At 69.3% G+C, this 17,961-nt stretch carries 18 protein-coding genes; 6 read left to right on the top strand and 12 right to left on the bottom strand.

The window, feature by feature from the left end:
- From ACFE87_RS23130 to ACFE87_RS23115, 4 genes are all read right to left on the bottom strand, one after another.
- The coding region (locus ACFE87_RS23130; RefSeq protein WP_375462015.1) for an efflux RND transporter permease subunit at window positions 1–2,777 on the bottom strand (2,777 nt) is incomplete at its 3' end.
- A gap of 14 nt (window positions 2,778–2,791) precedes the next feature.
- Window positions 2,792–4,018, bottom strand: coding sequence for an efflux RND transporter periplasmic adaptor subunit (locus ACFE87_RS23125; protein ID WP_375462014.1), 1,227 nt, complete (start codon window positions 4,016–4,018; stop codon window positions 2,792–2,794).
- Entirely contained in the window at window positions 4,015–4,686 is a 672-nt protein-coding gene (locus ACFE87_RS23120) for a TetR/AcrR family transcriptional regulator (RefSeq protein WP_375462013.1), read from the bottom strand. Before ACFE87_RS23120 ends, ACFE87_RS23125 begins: the two co-directional genes overlap by 4 nt.
- Window positions 4,687–4,856: 170 nt before the next feature.
- Window positions 4,857–5,594: a methyltransferase domain-containing protein gene (locus ACFE87_RS23115; protein ID WP_375462012.1), complete on the bottom strand. Its 738-nt coding sequence runs from the start codon at window positions 5,592–5,594 to the stop codon at window positions 4,857–4,859.
- A gap of 90 nt (window positions 5,595–5,684) precedes the next feature.
- Between ACFE87_RS23115 and gloB the strand changes: the two genes are divergently transcribed.
- The 4 genes from gloB (at window position 5,685) to ACFE87_RS23095 (ending at window position 10,100) form a co-directional block, all read left to right on the top strand.
- Window positions 5,685–6,455 carry a hydroxyacylglutathione hydrolase gene (gene gloB / locus ACFE87_RS23110; protein ID WP_375462011.1) on the top strand — a complete coding sequence of 257 codons (771 nt, stop codon included), beginning with the start codon at window positions 5,685–5,687 and terminating at the stop codon, window positions 6,453–6,455.
- Between the two features lie 62 nt (window positions 6,456–6,517).
- On the top strand, window positions 6,518–6,937 hold the full coding sequence (locus tag ACFE87_RS23105; protein ID WP_375462010.1) for a cupin domain-containing protein: 420 nt from the start codon (window positions 6,518–6,520) through the stop codon (window positions 6,935–6,937).
- Window positions 6,934–7,743, top strand: coding sequence for a GNAT family N-acetyltransferase (locus ACFE87_RS23100; protein WP_375462009.1), 810 nt, complete (start codon window positions 6,934–6,936; stop codon window positions 7,741–7,743). The genes ACFE87_RS23105 and ACFE87_RS23100 overlap by 4 nt, the downstream gene beginning before the upstream one ends.
- Before the next feature lie 110 nt (window positions 7,744–7,853).
- Entirely contained in the window at window positions 7,854–10,100 is a 2,247-nt protein-coding gene (locus ACFE87_RS23095; protein WP_375462008.1) for a spermidine synthase, read from the top strand.
- Window positions 10,101–10,125: 25 nt separating this feature from the next.
- Here the strand turns inward: ACFE87_RS23095 and ACFE87_RS23090 are convergent, their stop codons facing one another.
- From ACFE87_RS23090 to ACFE87_RS23080, 3 genes are all read right to left on the bottom strand, one after another.
- The gene (locus ACFE87_RS23090) at window positions 10,126–10,419 is read right to left on the bottom strand and encodes a hypothetical protein (protein WP_375462007.1); all 294 of its coding nucleotides are present in this window, start codon (window positions 10,417–10,419) and stop codon (window positions 10,126–10,128) included.
- A gap of 38 nt (window positions 10,420–10,457) precedes the next feature.
- Window positions 10,458–11,183 carry an acetoacetyl-CoA reductase gene (gene phbB, locus ACFE87_RS23085; RefSeq protein WP_375462006.1) on the bottom strand — a complete coding sequence of 242 codons (726 nt, stop codon included), beginning with the start codon at window positions 11,181–11,183 and terminating at the stop codon, window positions 10,458–10,460.
- 111 nt (window positions 11,184–11,294) lie between these two features.
- Complete coding sequence (locus ACFE87_RS23080; protein WP_375462005.1) at window positions 11,295–12,473, bottom strand: acetyl-CoA C-acetyltransferase; 1,179 nt, start codon at window positions 12,471–12,473, stop codon at window positions 11,295–11,297.
- A 163-nt stretch (window positions 12,474–12,636) separates the two neighbouring features.
- Between ACFE87_RS23080 and phaR the strand changes: the two genes are divergently transcribed.
- Window positions 12,637–13,239 carry a polyhydroxyalkanoate synthesis repressor PhaR gene (phaR, locus tag ACFE87_RS23075; protein ID WP_375462004.1) on the top strand — a complete coding sequence of 201 codons (603 nt, stop codon included), beginning with the start codon at window positions 12,637–12,639 and terminating at the stop codon, window positions 13,237–13,239.
- On the opposite strand, the gene ACFE87_RS23070 is transcribed toward phaR, so the two are convergent.
- Window positions 13,225–14,925, bottom strand: coding sequence for an EAL domain-containing protein (locus ACFE87_RS23070; RefSeq protein WP_375462003.1), 1,701 nt, complete (start codon window positions 14,923–14,925; stop codon window positions 13,225–13,227). The genes phaR and ACFE87_RS23070 overlap by 15 nt on opposite strands.
- 167 nt (window positions 14,926–15,092) lie before the next feature.
- Here ACFE87_RS23070 and ACFE87_RS23065 point away from each other — a divergent pair, with 167 nt between their 5' ends.
- On the top strand, window positions 15,093–15,350 hold the full coding sequence (locus ACFE87_RS23065; protein WP_375462002.1) for a hypothetical protein: 258 nt from the start codon (window positions 15,093–15,095) through the stop codon (window positions 15,348–15,350).
- 56 nt (window positions 15,351–15,406) lie between these two features.
- Here the strand turns inward: ACFE87_RS23065 and rpmF are convergent, their stop codons facing one another.
- From rpmF to purC, 4 genes are all read right to left on the bottom strand, one after another.
- Window positions 15,407–15,592, bottom strand: coding sequence for a 50S ribosomal protein L32 (gene rpmF / locus ACFE87_RS23060; protein ID WP_375462001.1), 186 nt, complete (start codon window positions 15,590–15,592; stop codon window positions 15,407–15,409).
- A 162-nt stretch (window positions 15,593–15,754) separates the two neighbouring features.
- Window positions 15,755–16,558, bottom strand: coding sequence for an extensin family protein (locus ACFE87_RS23055; RefSeq protein WP_375462000.1), 804 nt, complete (start codon window positions 16,556–16,558; stop codon window positions 15,755–15,757).
- Window positions 16,555–17,151 (bottom strand): hypothetical protein, encoded by a 597-nt coding sequence (locus ACFE87_RS23050; protein WP_375461999.1) that lies wholly within the window; start codon window positions 17,149–17,151, stop codon window positions 16,555–16,557. The genes ACFE87_RS23055 and ACFE87_RS23050 overlap by 4 nt, the downstream gene beginning before the upstream one ends.
- Window positions 17,152–17,170: 19 nt before the next feature.
- Window positions 17,171–17,961 (bottom strand): phosphoribosylaminoimidazolesuccinocarboxamide synthase (gene purC / locus ACFE87_RS23045; RefSeq protein WP_375461998.1); only part of this gene is annotated, 791 nt, incomplete at its 5' end.

Genomic DNA, 17,961 nt, shown 5'->3' with positions numbered 1-17,961 from the left:
GCGTTCTTCTTCACGATGCCGATCAGCATGACGATGCCGATCATCGCGATCACCGACAGGTCCATGCCGGCGAGCTTCAGGGTGAGAAGCGCGCCGATGCCGGCCGAGGGCAGGCCCGACAGGATGGTCAGGGGGTGGATGAAGCTCTCGTAGAGAACGCCCAGGATGATGTAGATCACGAGGACGGCCGCGAAGAGCAGGAGCCCCTGATTCGCCAGCGCCTGCTGGAAGAGCTGCGCCGTTCCCTGGAAGTTGGTCGAGATCGAGGCCGGAAGGCCGATCTCGCGGCTTGCGGCCTCGATCCCGGTCACGGCTTCCGACAGCGCGACGCCGGGCACGAGGTTGAACGAGATCGTCACCGCCGGAAGCTGCGCCAGATGGTTCACGGTCAGCGCGGTCGGCAACTCCTTCAGGGTCGCCACCGTGTCGAGCGGGATCACGGCGCCGGACGGGGTCCGGATCGCCATCTTGCGCAGGACCTCGCGCGTGTCGGAGTATTTCTGGTCCGCCTCGAGGATGACCTGGTAGGTGTCTTCCGGCGCATAGATGGTGGAGACCTGCCGCGAGCCGAAGGCGGAGTAGAACTGGTCGCGGACCTGATCGACGGTGATCCCGAGGCGGGCCGCGAAATCCCGATTGATGTCGATATAGGCGCTGCGGGCCCGCATCTGCAGATCGGAATTGACGTCCACGATGCCCGGGACCTGCGCCATCTTCTCCTGGAGAAGCGGCGCGAACTTGCGCAGCCCCTCGAGATCGGTGGATTGCAGCGTGTACTGGTATTGCGCCCGCGATTGCAGCGCCCCGACATTGATGGACACGACCGGCTGCATGTAGAGCGAGATGCCCGGTACGGCGGCGGCCGAGCGGCGGATGCGCTGGATCACGCCGATGACGTCGGTCTTCCGCTCCGGCCTGTCCCGCAGGGTGATGAACAGCCGCCCCGAATTTTGGGTCGCGGCGGGTCCGCCGCCCCCAACGGTCGACATCACGTCGACGACGTCGGGATCGCGCCGGACCACGAGCGCCAGGGCGTTCTGCCGGACCACCATCGCGTCGAAGGAGGCGTCGTCCGGCCCGACCGTCGCCGCCGTGATGAGCCCGTTATCTTCCGTCGGGAAGAAGCCCTTGGGGATGTCCCGGTAGAGCATCACGGTGATCACGAAGGTCGCGAGCGTGATGAGCAGCATCACGGAGGGGACTGCGACGACCTTGCGGAGTGCCCAGCCGTAGCCGCGCGTCAGCGACGTGAAACCCCAATCGAAGGCGCGCAGCACGAAATTGTGCCGCTCGTGATGGTCGTGCGGCTTGAGCATCCGGGCGCAGAGCATCGGCGTCAGCGTGAGCGAGACGATGCCGGAGATCAGGATCGCCATCGAGATGACGAGGCCGAACTCGGTGAACATCCGGCCGACCACCCCGCCCATGAACAGGACCGGAATGAACACGGCGACGAGCGAGATCGTCATCGAGACGATGGTGAAGCCGACCTCGCGCGAGCCCTGCAGGGCAGCCGCGAAGGGTTTCTGCCCGGCCTCGATATGCCGCATGATGTTCTCGAGCATGACGATCGCGTCGTCGACCACGAAGCCGACGGAGAGCGTGAGCGCGAGGAGGGAGATGTTGTCGATCGAGTGACCGAACATGTACATGCCGGCGAAGGTGCCGGCGATCGAGATCGGCAACGCGACGGCCGGGATGAGCGTCGCCCGGACCGAGCGCAGGAAGAGGTAGATCACCCCGATCACGAGCAGCATGGACAGGACGAGCGTGAATTCCACGTCCTCGACCGCATGCCGGATCGAGAGCGAGCGGTCGTTCAGGACCTTGATGTCCATGCCGGCCGGCAACTCGGCCTTGAATGCCTCGAGCAGGCCGCGCGCCCGGTCCACCACCTCGACGGTATTCGCGTCCGGCTGGCGCTGCACGGCGAGGATGATGGCCCGCGTGCCGTTCAGCCAGCTCGCGACCTTGTCGTTCTCGACCCCGTCGACCGCCGTCGCGACGTCGCCGACGCGGACGGGCGCGCCGTCCTTCCAGGCCACCACGACCGGCATGTATTGCGCGGCCCGCATGATCGGGCCGGTCGCGTCGAGGATCGAGCTTTGGCTGCCCTGGTCCACCGCTCCGACCGGCTTCGACGAATTCGCGGTCGCGAGCGCCTGCTGCATGTCGGCGAGGCTGAGGCCACGCGCCTGGAGCTGGTTGAGGTCCGCCTTGACCCGAACTGCGTATTTCTGCGTGCCGTAGATCAGAACCTGCGCCACGCCGGGCAGCGTCGAGAGGCGTGGGATGATCACCGATTGCGCGAAGCGGTCGACATCCGACAGGCGGGTCTGTGCGGAGGAGAGCGCCAGGAACAGGATCGGCTGGTCGGCCGGATTGACCTTGCGGAAGCTCGGCGGGGTGGTGAGCTCGGCCGGCAGCCGGCGCTGGGCGGTCGAGATCGCGGACTGAACGTCGAGCGCGGCGCCGTCGATGGACCGGTTGAGGTCGAATTGCAGGACGATGGAGGTCTGGCCGAGGACCGAGGTCGACGTCATCGAGGACACGCCGGCGATGGTCGAGAACTGCTTTTCCAGGATCGCGGCAACCGAGGACGCCATCGTCTCGGGGCTCGCGCCCGGGAGCTGGGCCGAGACCTGGATGGTCGGGAACTCGACCCGGGGAACGGCCGCCACCGGCAATTGGCGGTAGCCGAAGATGCCGGCGGCCACGAAGGCGACCATCATCAGGATGGTCATGACCGGGCGGCGGATGCAGGTTTCCGAGAGCATCGTTTCGTCTCCCCTCAGCCGGGTCGCCTGGCGTCGGCGGCCGGCTCGCCGCCGGTCGCGACCCCGTCACGCGCCGGTCCGGCCTGCACCTGGACCAGTGCGCCATCGACGAGCCTGAGCTGACCGTCGATCACCACCTGCTCGTCGCCCGTCAGGCCCTCCGAGATCACGCTGTTGCCGCCCGTGGTCCGGGCGACGGTGACGGGCGTGAGCTTGGCCCGGCGGTCGCCGCCGACGACGAACACGTAGGCGCCCTGCTGCCCGATCTGGACCGCGGAGGACGGAATGGCGATGGCCTGCGCGTCCACGCCGAGGGTCGCCTGAACGGACACGAAGGCGCCGGGCCAGAGCCGCTCGACGGTGTTCGCCATTTCCGCCTTGGCCAGCACCGTCCCGGTTGCGAGATCGACGGTGTTCTCGACGAAGGACACGAATCCCGGAACCGTGAACTGCCCGACCCGGGCCTCGATGCCGACCCGGCCGGCCGCCATCGCCACCCGGAGGTCGACGAACAGCGATTGCGGGATGGCGAAGGAGACGAAGATCGGATCGACCTGGTTCACGGTCGCGATGGCCTGCGCATCGGCAGTCCTGACCGTGGTGCCGATCTTCAGCGCGATCGAGCCGATCCGACCCGAGATCGGCGAGCGGATCTCGGTATAGGTCAGGAGCGTGGCGAGGTTGTCGCGATTGGCCCGGTCGGCCGCGAGCTGGGCCTGCTGGACCTTGACCAAGGTCGCGGCCGTATCGCGCTGGACCTCCGTTCCGATACGCTTCGCCAGAAGCTCCTCGAAACGGGCAAGGTCCCGGCGCGCCTGTTCCAGCTGGGCCACGTCCTTCATGACCAGGGCGTCGGCCTGAGCGAGCTGGGCCCTGATCGCGCGGTCATCGAGCTTGACCAGGAGGTCGCCCACCCGGACGAGCGCACCCTCGTTCACCTCGATCGAGGAGATCTGGCTGTCGATGCGGGGCTTGATGGCGATCGACGCCATCGACTGCACGGTTCCGATCGCGTCGACCGTGACCGGCATGCTCCGGCGCTCGGCGCGGCCGAGCACGACGGGCACGGCCGGCGGGGCCGGCCGCGCCGGTCCGCCCGCACCCACCTGAACGGTGCCACCCTTCGGCAGGTAGGGCACGAGGAAGGGCGCCCGCTCGGCTGCGAAACGCGAGGCGTCGTCCCGCTTCCAGTAGAGAAGGCCCGCGGCGGCCAGGGCGATGATGAGCAGGGCCCGGATCATGGAATGGTCGCCTCGCGCGGCTGCATCCGCCCGGACCGGGCCTCGTGCCGTGAAGAGAGAGTAGCGGGATCGCGGCCGGGTCCGGCAGGACCTCGCGCGGCCCTGAAGGGGTCGAGTGCGACGGCTGCGGGTTCGCCGACCCCTTGCAGCACGAGCCCGGCGATCTCGCGGGCGATCTCGCCGTCATCGGCGCAGATTCCGGCGGCACCACCCCAGATCATGCCGATCATGAGATGCGCGATCCGGTCCGAATTCACCGGCCTGGCTTCACCGCGATCGACGCCGTCCTCGATGGCCCGGATCAGGAAACCGGCGATCCGGGCGCGCCGGTCGCGGAAAATCCTGCGGCGCGACTGGTCGACGGCGGCGGAACTCTCGCCCAGGAAACGGAGCGGCACGAGATGGTCCCGGAATGTGGGCACGATCGCCTGGACCAGGCCGAACAGGCGAGGCGCGAGGTCGCGCTCCTGGTCGAGCACGGCTTCGAGCCGTGCCTCGAGCCGATCGAGCGCCTCGACGAACACCGCCGCGAACAATGCGTCCTTGCTCGGGAAATAGCGGTAGAGGGTCGGCTTTCCGACACCGGCCTCATGGGCGATGTCGTCCATGGAGGCGTCGTCGTAGCTCCGGAGCGAGAAGACGCGCGCGGCCGCCTCGAGGAGGCGCAAGCGCCTTTCTCCGCGCCATCCGTCGTCTCCGGTCACGTCCATGCGGCCGCCATGTCTGCAGGGAATATGCCATAGAACTTCGGAGTTCTATTGTCGAATCCTTTGAACCAGGTTCCGAGGTGGCGCGCCGAGACGCCGCAGCCGGATGCGTCCCGGAGCCCGGAACGCTTTCATCCGGCCGCGGGCGATGCCGGGGCCGGGACCAGGATCGGGCTCCCGTAGCGGAGACGGCGGCGCTGACGCACGAGGATGGGGCGATGCACCGGCTTCGTCGCCTCGACGACATGGAGGCCGGCGAAGGGCAGGGACAAAGCGGCCCCGAACCGCTCCCAGGCTCCCGCACCGCTGAGCACGAAGCGGCTTCGAAGCGGCGGCACGTAGAGCGTCTCGGCCCAGCGCTCCGGGACCAGGAGGGTGCGGCTCATCAGGCGCCTGAGTTGCGACCGGCTGAACGGCTGGCCGTGGCCGAAGGGTGTCGAATCCATGCGGGCCCACAATCCGCGTCGGTTCGGGCAGACGACGATCGCCCGGCCGGCGGGGGCGAGCAGGCGGCCGATCTCGTGCAGGAACTCGGCCGGATCCTCCACCGCCTCGAGCGCATGGACCGCGAGCAGGCGATCGACCGAGCCGTCGGCGAGCGGAACCATGAGCGGGTCGACGAGCGCGGTGGCGGACGGGCGGTCGCAGGGCCAGCGCACCGCGCCCTGCCGGGCTGGCATGAAGACGGTCAGCCGTTCGCAGGCGCTGCCCAGATCCGCGGCGAAGGGCGTCGCGTAACCGAGGCCGAGAACGCTGAGCCCGCGCAGGTCCGGCCAGAAACGGTGGATGACGCGGCCGATGGCACGGCTCGACACCGCGCCGAGCGGGCTGTCGTAGAATGCCCGAAGCTCGGCCACATCGACGCTCACGTCCCGCTCCCTCGCCCAGCACCACGCGGCCGCGCGGTTTCCAGATCGTATCCCGCATGGTAGCCACCAAGCGTTCGCGCAGAGAAGTCCATGCCCGCCGAGATTCATGTATTCCGCTGTCTGCAGGACAATATCGGGGCTCTGATCCACGATCCCCAGACCGGCGCCTGCGCGGCGATCGACGCGCCCGAGGAGGCGCCGATCCTGGCAGCCCTGAAGGAGACCGGCTGGCGGCTCACGGACATCCTGGTGACCCACCGTCACGCCGACCACGTCCAGGGAATCCCGGCCCTAAAGGACCGTTTCGGCTGCCGCGTGGTGGCTCCGCAGAAGGCCGGAGCCGAGGTTCCGGGCGTCGATGCTTTCGTGCGCGAGGGCGACACCGTGAAGGTCGGCGAACTCGCCGCGCATGTCTGGGAGACGCCGGGCCATTGCCGCGACCATGTCTCGCTCTGGTTCGCGGGCGATCGGGCCCTGTTTTCGGGCGACACCTTGTTCACGCTCGGCTGCGGACGGGTGATGGAATCGAGCTATGCCGAGATGTGGCATTCGCTGCAGCGCCTGGCTGCGCTGCCCGGCGAGGCGCGCGTCTATTCCGGTCATGACTACGTCAGGTCGAACGCGAAATTCGCGCTGGCGGCCGATCCCGGCAACGAGGCCCTGAAACGCCGGGTCGAGGAGGCCGAAGCGGCGGCCGCCGCGAACCGCTTCCTGGTTCCGTCCACCATCGCGGACGAGAAGGCCACGAACCCGTTCCTGCGCGCGGGCGAGCCCGCGCTCGCGGCCTCGGTCGGGAAGTCGGGCGCCGATGCCGGGACCGTCTTCGCGGCCCTCCGCGAGTGGAAGAACAGCTTCCGCTGAACCGGGGCAGGGTGTTGGGCCTTTCAGACCTTTCTGCTCGGGGGAGCCTCAGTGCTGCAGCCGTGATCAGGCTCCTCGACCTCGCGCCGCACCCGGAAGGCGGCCATTACCGCGAAACCTTCAGGGACGAGGCGCCCGCGGGCGGGCGATCCCACTCCACCGCGATCTACTACATGCTCTCCGTCGGCGAGGTGTCGGACTGGCATCGCGTGGACGCGGCCGAGATCTGGCATTTCTATGCCGGCGCGCCGCTCGTCCTAACGACCTCCCCGGACGGCCACGACGCGGAGGCCCGGCATCTCGGGCCCGACCTCGCCGTGGGCCAGCGTCCCCAGATCGCCGTGCCGGCCGGACATTGGCAGAGCGCGACGAGCCTCGGGAGCTGGACGCTCGTCGGCTGCACGGTCGCGCCGGGCTTCGACTTCGCCGGGTTCGAGATGGCGCCCCCGGACTGGCGTCCGACGCCGCGGGCGCCGGCGTGACGGCGCCCGACCGCGAGTTGATCTTCGCGCTGGAAAGCCGGCTCGTGAATGCCTGGCCGTCCTTCGAGGTCGAGCTCGCCGACGGCTGGCTCGTGCGTTTCGCCGAGGGCTATTCGAAACGGGCCAATGCCGCGACCCCGATCCTGCCCGGGGCCCGGCTCGACCCGGCGCTGGTCGACGGCATCCTCTCGGCTTTCGAGGCACGCGGGGTTGCGCCCTGTTTCCGGCTCACCGGGATCGAGGATCCGGACGCGGATGCGGTCCTGGCCGAGCGCGGCCTCGCCCTCTACGACGCCTCGCTCGGCATGGTCGCGCCGATCGATCCCGGCTTCGCGCGCGACACCAGCATCCGGCTCGACCTCGCCCCGAAACCGGCCTGGATCGACGCCGCGGCGGCGGCCTATGGCGGCGACAAAAGCAACCGCGTCATCCTCGGCCGCATCGTCCGGCTGATCCGCCAGCCGGCCGTCTTCGCGACGCTCGTCCTCGACGGGCATCCGTCGGCCTGGGGACTCGCCGTCGCCGAGCGGGGCTTCGTCGGGCTCTACGACATCGTCGTCGCACCGGACCTGCGTGGGCTCGGCCTCGGCCGGCGGCTCGTCACCACGCTGATGGCCTGGGGCCGGGAGGCCGGCGCGGAGCGCGCCTATCTCCAGATGGGGGAAGCGAACGAGGTCGCGGACGGCCTCTACCGCTCGCTCGGGTTCACGACCGCCTATCGTTACACGCACCGGGTCATGTCGGCCGATTTCCGCCTGGACGGAACGGTCGCGACTGCACGTGCAAGAGCGGCCGGAGGCAGCTGACGATCCCGCCTCCGGCGCGAATGGGGCAAGGGCCGTGCTTTCGAGCCCGGCATAAAGCGGACCTTAAAGGCCGCGGCATTATCCAGGCCTATTCGTTGTCGGGCCGTCCCATGCCGTCCACCGCCGCACCCATCGTCGCCACGGACGTCGCGCCCTGGTCGGCGAGGCTCGCGCGTCCCCTCTTTTCGGCCGCCCTCTTCGCCTCCGCCTTCCTGCTTTTCGGCGTGCAGCCGATGTTCGCCAAGATGGTGCTGCCGGTCCTCGGCGGATCGCCGGCCGTCTGGTCGGTGGCGACCGTGGTCTTCCAATGCCTGCTTCTCGCCGGCTACGCCTATGCGCAGGCCCTGTCCCGCCGAAGCACGCGCACCGCGCTCCTGGTCCATCTGGCGCTGGTGGCGGCCGCGGCCGCCACCCTGCCGATCGCCTTGCGTCACGGCTGGGGACCGGCGCCGGCCGGCGGCGAAGCCGGCTGGCTGGTCGCCCTGATGCTGGCCTCGATCGGCCTGCCCTTCTTCGCGGTCGCCGCGAACGGGCCGCTCCTGCAGAGCTGGTTCGCCCGCACGGCCCATCGCGACGCGAAGGACCCCTATTTCCTCTATGCCGCGTCGAATATCGGCTCCTTCGCGGCGCTCGCGGCCTATCCGCTCCTGATCGAATCCGCCTGGCCGCTGCGCGATCAGAGCCGCTATTGGGCGCTCGGCTTCGCCGGGCTTGCCGTGATGATCGCGGGCGCCGGAATGCTGGCCGCGCGCGGACGCCCGGCGGGTGCGGCGGCTCCCGCCGTCCCGAGCGCCGCTCCGACGTGGCGAGAGCGGCTCATGTGGGTCGCGCTGGCCTCGGTGCCATCGGGGCTGCTCGTCGCCGCCACGGCGCATCTGTCGACCGACATCGCCGCGATCCCGCTTCTCTGGGCCGTGCCGCTCGGCATCTACCTCCTGAGCTTCGTCCTCGCGTTCCGGCCGGCGGGCCGGTTTCCGGACCGGCTGATCGGGCTGCCGCTCGTCGGGCTCACGGCCGTCGCGCTCGCGGGGCTCGGCGGGGCCGGATCGCTCTGGCTCGGGCTTGGAATCCATCTCGGCCTGTTCGCCCTGACGACCCTGATCTGCCACCGGGCTCTCTACCTCCGACGCCCCCGGGCCGAGCACCTGACCAACTTCTATCTCTCGCTCTCCGCAGGCGGCGCTCTCGGCGGGTTGTTCGCGGGCCTTGTCGCGCCGGCCCTGTTCTCGTCCGTCCTGGAATACCCGATCCTGCTCGTCGCGGCCCTCCTGTGCCGGCCGGCCGAGGCCGGACGGCGGTCGGGCATTCGCCGGGAGGTCGTCCGCACGGTTCTGGCAGCCGCGGCCTGCCTCGGGCTCGCCGTCGCCGCGCTCGCGTGCGGTGCCCCCGACAGCCCCGTGCGACAGGGCCTCCTGATCGCACTCGCCGTGCTGCTGATCGTCGGATGGCGATCGAAGGCGGCGAGCGTGGCCGCGTGTCTCTCGCTCGCCCTGGCCGCCACCACCTTCCATCCCGGCACCGCCCGGGAAGAGAACATCCGGTCCTTCTTCGGCATCCACAAGATCATCACCTCGGCCGACGGCCGCTTCCGGTTGCTGGCCCATGGCACGACCGCGCATGGCGCCATGCGGATCCGGAACGACGACGGCTCGCCCGCGCTCGGGCGGCCGGAGCCCACGACCTATTACGGGCTGGATGGCGCCATCGGGAGCGCGATCGCATCGGTGCGGGAGGCCCATGGCGGGCGGCTGCGTCGAGTCTCGGTTGTCGGGCTTGGAACCGGGAGCCTCGCCTGCCACAGCCTGAGCGGGGAGGTCTTCATCTTCTACGAGATCGACCGCGAGGTGATCCGGATCGCCCGCGACACGACGAAATTCCGTTTTCTCGGCGAATGTGCGCCCGACCAGCCGGTCGTTCTCGGCGACGCCCGGCTCACGCTCGCCGAGTCGCAACCGGGCCAGGACCTGATCCTGCTCGACGCCTTCTCGTCGGATTCGATCCCGACCCATCTCGTCACCCGGGAGGCGATCGGCCTCTACCTCACGAAGCTCGCGCCCGACGGCGCCCTCGTCATGCATCTCTCGAACCGGCATCTCGACCTTCGCCGGGTCGTGGCGCGAGCCGCGGCCGATCACGGCCTTCTCGCCTGGACACGCACGGAGCACCCGGCCGAGCCGTTCGAGAAGCGGATGCGGTCGGGCGCGATGGTGGTCGCGATGGCCAGGCAGGCCCGGGATCTCGGACCCCTCGCGGCCGGTGAGGATTGGCAGCGGCTCGAGCCCGACATGTCGCGGCGGCCCTGGACCGACGATTACTCGAACGTGATCGAGGCCTTGATGGACGCCTATCGGCGCTGAGATGCGGGATCAGCCCGGTCGGGCATCAGCCCGGCCGGGCGGGATCGCGCTTCGAGGCCCGCACGGCAAGGGCCAGAGCCAAGATGGCCGGCAGGCCGAACACGGCCGCCTGCGCCGCGATGTCGGCTCCGGCCTCAAGCCCGGCCCCGTCCACGCGGAGGTAGAAGTCCGCGGCCGAGACAGCGAGCCAGAAGAGCACGAACAGCCCCGCGCCTCGCGCGACCATCCGGCTCGATCCGTCACGGCCGAGGGCACGGGCACCCACATGGACCCCGGCGAGGAGGACGAGCCCGATCGCCATCATCATCAGGATGTGCATGGGTCGTCCTCACGTCCGGGCGCGGCTTGAAGCGCTCGTCAGGCGAAATACTGCCCGCCATTCACCGACAGCGTCGAGCCCGTGATGTAGCCGGCATCGTCGCTCGCCAGGAAGACGACGGTGCGGGCAATCTCCTCGGGCTCGCCCAGGCGGCCGACGGGGATCTGCGGCAGGATCGACTTCTCGACCACCGCGGGGGCGATCGCCTTCACCATCTCGGTCGCGATGTAGCCGGGGCAGATGGCGTTCACGGTGATGCCGGTCCGCGCGCCCTCCTGGGCCAGCGCCTTGACGAAGCCGATGTCGCCGGCCTTCGAGGCCGAATAGTTGACCTGGCCCATCTGCCCCTTCTGCCCGTTGATCGACGAGATGCAGATCACGCGGCCGAACTTGCGGGCGCGCATGCCCTCCCAGACGGGGCGGGTCATGTTGAAGAGCGAGTTCAGGTTCGTGTTGATGACCCCGTACCACTGGTCCTTGGTCATCTTGTGGAACATGCCGTCCTTCGTGATGCCGGCATTGTTCACGAGGATCTCGATCGGGCCGAGATCGGCCTCGACCTTGCCGATCCCCTCGGCACAGGCGTCGAAATCCGACACGTCCCACTTGTAGGTCTTGATGCCGGTCGCGCTCGTGAAGGCGGCGGCCGCTTCGTCGTTGCCGGCATAGCTCGCCGCGACCTCATAGCCGGCGCCCTGCAGCGCCTTCGAGATCGCCTCGCCGATACCCCGCGTCCCGCCTGTGACGAGTGCCACCCGCGCCATGTCGTTCCTCCCTCGATTTCTTGCTTCGTACGACGGGGGTTGATCCCGATCGTGGAAGCGTAACGTTCAAGGGAGCGACGGGTCCAGGCCCGAGCGGCGGAAAGTTGCCCCTCAGCGCTCCACGCACATGGCGACGCCCATGCCGCCGCCGATGCAGAGCGTGGCGAGGCCCTTCTTCGCGTCCCTCTTCTGCATCTCGTGCAGGAGCGTGACGAAGACCCGGGCGCCGGACGCGCCGATCGGGTGCCCGATCGCGATCGCGCCGCCGTTGACGTTCACGATCTCCGGGTCCCAGCCCATGTCCTTGTTCACGGCGCAGGCCTGGGCCGCGAAGGCTTCGTTGGCCTCGACGAGGTCGAGATCCGAGACCTTCCAGCCGGCCTTCTCCAGGGCGCGACGGGAGGACGGGATCGGGCCCGTCCCCATGATGGCGGGATCGACCCCGGCGGTCGCCCAGGACACGATCCGGGCGAGCGGCGTCAGCCCGCGACGCTCGGCCTCGCGAGCCGTCATCAGGACCACGGCGGCCGCTCCGTCGTTGATGCCGGACGCATTGCCGGCCGTCACCGAGCCCTCCTTCGAGAAAGCCGGACGGAGCTTCTGCATGGCCTCGATCGTCGTGCCGGCCCGGATATACTCGTCCTGGTCGACGGAGACGTCGCCCTTTCGCCCCTTCACCACCACCGGGACGATCTCGTCGGCGAACCGGCCCGCCTTCTGGGCCGCCTCGGCCTTGTTCTGCGAGGCGACGGCGAACCGGTCCTGGTCCTCGCGCGAGAGCTGCCATTTCTCCGCGACGTTCTCGGCCGTCGTGCCCATGTGATAGCCCTGGAAGGCGTCGAGCAGTCCGTCCTTCAGCATCGTGTCGACGAGTTTCAGGTCACCCATCTTGGTGCCCGACCGCATATGGGCCGCGTGAGGGGACATCGACATGGATTCCTGACCGCCGGCCACGATGATGGCGGCATCGCCGTTCGCGATCTGCTGCATGCCGACCGCGATCGTGCGGAGGCCCGAGCCGCAGAGCTGGTTCAGGCCCCAGGCCGTCTTCTCGGCCGGGATGCCGGCCGCCATCGCGGCCTGCCGGGCCGGGTTCTGGCCCTGGCCGGCGGTGAGGATCTGGCCGAGGATGACCTCGTCGACCTCCCCGCCCTCCACCTTGGCGCGCTCCATGACGGCCCTGATCGCGATGGCGCCGAGCTCCTGGGCCGGCGTGTTGGCGAAGGCTCCGTTGAACGACCCGACCGCGGTGCGGGCCGCGCTCACGACGACGATATCGGTCTCGGGCATGTGCCATCTCCTCCGTGCCGGCCATCGCAGGCCTGGCCGATCCTTCGGGCTGCGGGATCGGCCTCGGTTAGGCGGATGTCAAGGTAGGCCCCCCGCAAGTCGGATTGCGACGTCAGGACAGGCGTGAAACAGTCCCGGATGCCCGCGAACGGCAAGGTAGGACATGGCAGCGAACAAGCCTCCGACGATCATCAAGAAATACGCGAACCGCCGCCTCTACCATATGGGCACGAGCACCTACGTGACGCTCGAGGATCTCTCCAAGATGGTGCGGGCGGGAGAGGATTTCGTCGTCAACGATGCGAAGAGCGGGGACGACATCACGCGCGCGGTGCTGGGCCAGATCATCTTCGAACAGGAGAACAAGGAGGGCCAGAATCTCCTGCCCACGACCTTCCTCAGGCAGCTGATCCGCTTCTACGGCGACAACCTGCAGGCGCTCGTGCCGCGCTACCTCGAATTCTCCATGGACAACCTCACCAAGGACCAGTCGAAGCTCCGCGCCCAGATGGAGAAGACCTTCGGGCCATCGGCCTTTCACGCGATGGAGGATCAGGTTCGGGCCAACATGGCCTTCTTCACGGAAGCCATGCGGATGTGGACGCCGTTCTCGCCGCCCGGTTCGGCGCTGGCCGCAGGACCGGCTCCGTCGGGGAAGGACAGCGCTCCGGCATCGAGCGAGCTCGACGAGCTCAAGCGCGAGATGAGGGAGATGAAGGAGAAGCTGGACGGCCTCGCCGGCCGGAAGGCCTCAGGCGACGAGTGAGGCCGGCGGTCCCTCGCCCGCGGGCTCCTCGGCGATGAGAACGGGGCGGCCGCAATGGTCGCCCTGGAGATAGTCGGCGCCCCATTCGGCGAGGAGCAGCGCGGATTCCTCGTCCTCGACCCATTCGCCGACCGTCGAGAGCCCGAGATGACGGGCGAGGTCGATCAGGGTGCGGACGAAATAGCGGTCGTCTCCCGATCGCGCCAGGTTCTGCACGAAGGCGCCGTCGATCTTGACCATGTCGACCGGGAAGTCGCGCATGTGCCGAAACGAGGTGTGGCCGGCCCCGAAATCGTCGATCGCGATCGAGACGCCGAGCGACTTCATCGCCTCGAGGTTGCGCCGGGTCGTGGCAGGGTCGCGGATCGCCGCGGTCTCCGTCAACTCGACGATCAGCCGGGACGCGATGCCGGAGCGGGATCCGAGATGGCCCGCCAGGATCGGCAGCCAGTCCGGCCGCTCCATCGTCGTCGGCGAAACGTTGAGGGCGACCCGGGCATCCGGATTCGACGCAAGATGGTCCGCGACGAGTTCCAGCATCCGGGCATCCGCCAGATGGACGAGCCCCGCCCGTTCCAGAGCCGGAACGATGTCGCCGGCCGGCCGAATTCGCCCGTCTTCGCCCTGGATCCGCAGGAGAGCTTCGAAGAAGGCGACCCGCCGGGTGTCGGCCTCGACCACCGGCTGACAGGCGAGAGCGATCCGGCGGGTGTTCAGCGTTTCGATGCCGGTGAGGAGCGGCTCGGACCGTCCCGACCGGGACGCAATCCTGAACAGGCGCGGATCGTACATCAGGAACGTCGTGCCGACGCGCCGCTTCGCGAGGGCCAGGCTCGTTTCCGCTCGCCTGAGAAGGGTGCCGGCCTCGGCCGCATGGTCCGGCGCGGTTGCCGCCCCGATCACGAGCCGGATCGGTGCCACGCCCCGCGCGGTCGCGACCGGTTCGCCGGCGACCAGCCGGCACAGGCGCTCGGCCGCGATCTCCGCCTCGGTCTGCCCGCAGCCCCGGAGCGTCAGCGCGAAGCGATTGCCCGAATAACGCACGAAGCGGTCGCGGCCCCGCATCGTCGCGCACATCCGGGCGAGAACCGTCCCGATCGCCCGGTCGGCCGCCTCGAAGCCGAGTTGATCGTTGAGCTCGGACAGGTTGCCGACCGAGATGGCGAACATGGTGAGCGCGCGCTTCGCCGACAGGGCGTCCGCGATATCGGCTTCGCTTTGCCCCAGGAAGGCGGTCCGGACCTGTCCCGTCGGCTGCGTCTCGGGCTGGGCGCGCCGGAGCCGCATCAATCCATGCGCGGTCGCCGGCTTTCCGTCGGCATCGGCGAACCAGCGGCCCGTATCGTCGACGGTCACGTTCCGGTCCGGGCCGAACCTCACCTCGTAGAGAGAGGCATAGGGGACGCCGCTTCCCTCGTCGGGCAGACGGGCGTCCGCGATGACCTCGGCCGGTGTCGCGCCGTCGGTCGGTTCGATGGCGGTCGCGAAATCCTGCCCGGTCGACCAGAGCGAACCCTCTGGCAGACCGAAGACCTCGGCCGCATTCGCGCCCCAGATGATCCGGTCCGAGACGAGATCCCAATCGTAGACGACGACGCCGATCGAGGTGAGTATCCGGCGCGGATCGCGGGGCGCGGTGGAAGAGGCGGGCAGCGATGCCTGCTCAGCGGATCCGGGCGTCACCATCCGTCAACCTTCCCGCCAGTCACCGATCCCGGAAGGCGGAACGGGCATTCACGCGGCACGTTCGTGACATGCCGGTGTCCCGAGATGATGCAGCCCGGCCCGTAAAGAGGCCGTAAATCACGGCAGGACGATTGCGTGAGGCGGGACACATCAGGGAGGCGTCCCACATGAACGAGACGATGTCAGACGGAGCGGGCGACCCCAAAGCCGTTCGGGCCGAATGCCGGGCCCTCGTCGTCCATTCCCAGGCCGCAGCCGGGCATGGGGGTGGACGGCCGCTCGCCGGCTTCATCGCCCAGCTGATCGCGTGCCACCGCCGGCTTCCCGCTTTCCGCAAGGTTGGCCGGGCCACGCCCGCAGTGTTGAGGGACATCTACATTCTTCGCCGCGCGCCGGCCGCGAGCCGTCTCGACCTCGAAGTCTGAAGGCCGATCGTCCAAGGCCTTGAAGGGTCCGGGCGCCTCGGGCGCTCGGACTGGGCTCAAGCGTCGGACTTCACCGTCAGGACCTGACGGCCCCGATACATCCCGGTCTTGAGGTCGACATGGTGCGGCCGGCGCAGCTCGCCGGAATCCTTGTCTTCCACATAGGTCGGCGCCTTGAGGGCATCCGCCGAGCGGCGGAATCCGCGCTTCATCGGCGAGGTCTTGCGTTTCGGAACGGCCAATTCAATCTCCTGAGACCCGACCGGGTCATGCCGGCCCGAGCCGTCAAGGGCTCCCGGGCGCAGGCTCGCATGCGAAGCGGAGCTTATACAGAGACCCGCGCAGGCTGACTAGAGCCTCTCGCGAGCGATGGCGACAGGTGGCGTCCGCCGGCCTCGACGCCGTCACTGGCAGATCCGGTAGCGATCGCTCGATCCGTGCAGCTCGACATCGAGGTGGAGATGGTCCGCGTGGAACCCGTCGGAACCGGGCCCGAGGACGGTGGTGAACCAGCCGCAGGCCGAGATCCGCACCGCCTGCAGGGTGGCGGACGGTTCGGGGGTCTGATCCGGCGCGACCCCGGCCCGGGCCATGGTCGAGACGGCGATCGTCGGGCCGCCAGCGAAGTCGAAGCCGGCGAGGTCGATCGCGCGCCCTCGCGCATGCGCGCTGAGCTGCGCCCCGGCCTGGCGGTTGCGTCCGCGGCATTCGAAACCGGGGCCGGTCCGGATCGCGGCGAGGGTCGAGCCCGTCCTGACCTCGAGCAGCGGACCGGCCACGCGCCCGATCCAGCCGGCGAGCGGCTCGGCCAGCGCGCAGGAGATCAGCGGCCCGTCCGGGAGCTTGATGCGGCGATCCTGGCCGCCCGTCGCGACGGCGAGGAGACGGAGCGGCTCCTGGATCACGCAGCCGGCGAGCGGCGGGGTCGCCGGCGAGGCAGGCTCGACAAGGTGACCGGCCTTTCGCAGCCGGGCCAGGCAGCCGGCCGGCGCGGGCGAAACCGCTGCGGGGGCCGGGCCGGGCGTTGCCGTCGGTGCCGGGCTGGGCGCCGCAGCGGGTGCCAAGCTCGGTGGTTCGGGAGGCGAGGGCGGCTGGGCCGGAGCGGGCGGCCCGAGTTCGGCCGGGCGGGACGGCGGCAGCGGGGCGGCCAGGCCGGCGCCGGTGAGCGCCAGGAACGCGAGCGCGGCGAAACCCGCCCGCGCGCTCACCCGAGCGACGAGGCCACGTCGCGCGCGATGCGGCGCGCCTCGTCCTCCCTCGGGGCGACCACCACGACGACCGTGGCCTTCCCGTCGCGCCGGGCGGCGAGCGCGACGCCATAGGCGTCACGTGACCCGTCGGTCCTCGACAGACGAAGGATGAAGCCGCCGAAGGCGCCGATCCGGATCGGCTCCGATGTCGCCGTCGATGGCGTCCGGGCAGGACCAGTGCGGCCGGAACGAAGGCGTCTGCGCTCGCCGAGGGTGGCGACCAGCCGAGCCGGGTTCGCGGCGTCAGCCAGCAGGAGATCGCCGCTGGGGCCGCCCGCTCGAAACACCCCGACGGCTGCCTCGGGTCCGCAGCCTGGCGGCGAGCAGACGGCGAGAGCCACGGCCTCTGACTCGGCCTCGCTCATCAGGATCCCGACCGGGAGCGGCTGCCAGGCCCGGTCGGCGGCGAGTCCCGGCACGGTCGGGGGAAAGGCGACCTCCCGCAGGGACACGAGATCGAGGCAGCCGGTGAGCGCCCCGAGCGCGATCCCCGCGACGAGAGGCAAAGCCGGACGAAGCCGGCCCCGCCTCGTCGGGGGAGCCTCCGCCACGGCGACGGACCGCGCCGTCCTACTGGACGAGGCGCGGGCCGCCGGACTGGATCTTCTCGTTCTCGCCCAGGATGCCGAGACGGCGCGCCACCTCGGAATAGGCCTCGATCAGGCCACCCAGGTCGCGGCGGAAACGGTCCTTATCGAGCTTGTCCTGGCTCTTGATGTCCCAGAGCCGGCACGAATCGGGCGAGATCTCGTCGGCCACGACGATCCGCATCATGTCGCCTTCCCAGAGGCGGCCGGTCTCCATCTTGAAGTCGACGAGGCGGATGCCGACCCCGAGGAAGAGGCCGGACAGGAAGTCGTTCACCCGGATCGCGAGCGCCATGATGTCGTCGATCTCCTGGGGCGTCGCCCAGCCGAAGGCGGTGACATGCTCCTCGGAGACCATCGGGTCGTTCAGGGCGTCGTTCTTGTAGTAGAACTCGATGATCGATCGGGGGAGCTGGGTCCCCTCCTCGAGCCCGAGCCGGGTCGAGAGCGAGCCCGCGGCGACGTTGCGGACCACGACCTCGAGCGGGATGATCTCGACCTCGCGAATCAGCTGCTCGCGCATGTTCAGCCGGCGGATGAAATGGGTCGGCACCCCGATGTCGTTCAGGTGCTGGAAGATATATTCCGAGATGCGGTTGTTGAGGACGCCCTTGCCGTCGATGACCTCGTGCTTCTTCGCATTGAAGGCGGTCGCGTCGTCTTTGAAATGCTGGATGAGGGTACCGGGCTCCGGTCCCTCGTAGAGGACCTTCGCCTTGCCCTCGTAGATGCGACGGCGGCGATTCATGGGCGTGTACCGTGGTTTGAGGAAAT

This window comes from uncultured Enterovirga sp. (assembly GCF_964242715.1).
Taxonomy (GTDB): domain Bacteria; phylum Pseudomonadota; class Alphaproteobacteria; order Rhizobiales; family Beijerinckiaceae; genus Enterovirga.
Note: the sequence above shows the minus strand (reverse complement) of the source record. Positions and strands in the feature narration are given on the sequence as shown.

Excerpts from the sequence above, each read along its gene's own strand:
- phaR (WP_375462004.1), top strand. The coding sequence starts at position 12,637 with ATGGCAGCGAACAAGCCTCCGACGATCATCAAGAAATACGCGAACCGC.
- ACFE87_RS23065 (WP_375462002.1), top strand. The coding sequence starts at position 15,093 with ATGAACGAGACGATGTCAGACGGAGCGGGCGACCCCAAAGCCGTTCGG.
- gloB (WP_375462011.1), top strand. The coding sequence starts at position 5,685 with ATGCCCGCCGAGATTCATGTATTCCGCTGTCTGCAGGACAATATCGGG.
- ACFE87_RS23125 (WP_375462014.1), bottom strand. The coding sequence starts at position 4,018 with ATGATCCGGGCCCTGCTCATCATCGCCCTGGCCGCCGCGGGCCTTCTC.
- ACFE87_RS23090 (WP_375462007.1), bottom strand. The coding sequence starts at position 10,419 with ATGCACATCCTGATGATGATGGCGATCGGGCTCGTCCTCCTCGCCGGG.
- ACFE87_RS23070 (WP_375462003.1), bottom strand. The coding sequence starts at position 14,925 with ATGGTGACGCCCGGATCCGCTGAGCAGGCATCGCTGCCCGCCTCTTCC.
- ACFE87_RS23095 (WP_375462008.1), top strand. The coding sequence starts at position 7,854 with ATGCCGTCCACCGCCGCACCCATCGTCGCCACGGACGTCGCGCCCTGG.
- ACFE87_RS23080 (WP_375462005.1), bottom strand. The coding sequence starts at position 12,473 with ATGCCCGAGACCGATATCGTCGTCGTGAGCGCGGCCCGCACCGCGGTC.
- phbB (WP_375462006.1), bottom strand. The coding sequence starts at position 11,183 with ATGGCGCGGGTGGCACTCGTCACAGGCGGGACGCGGGGTATCGGCGAG.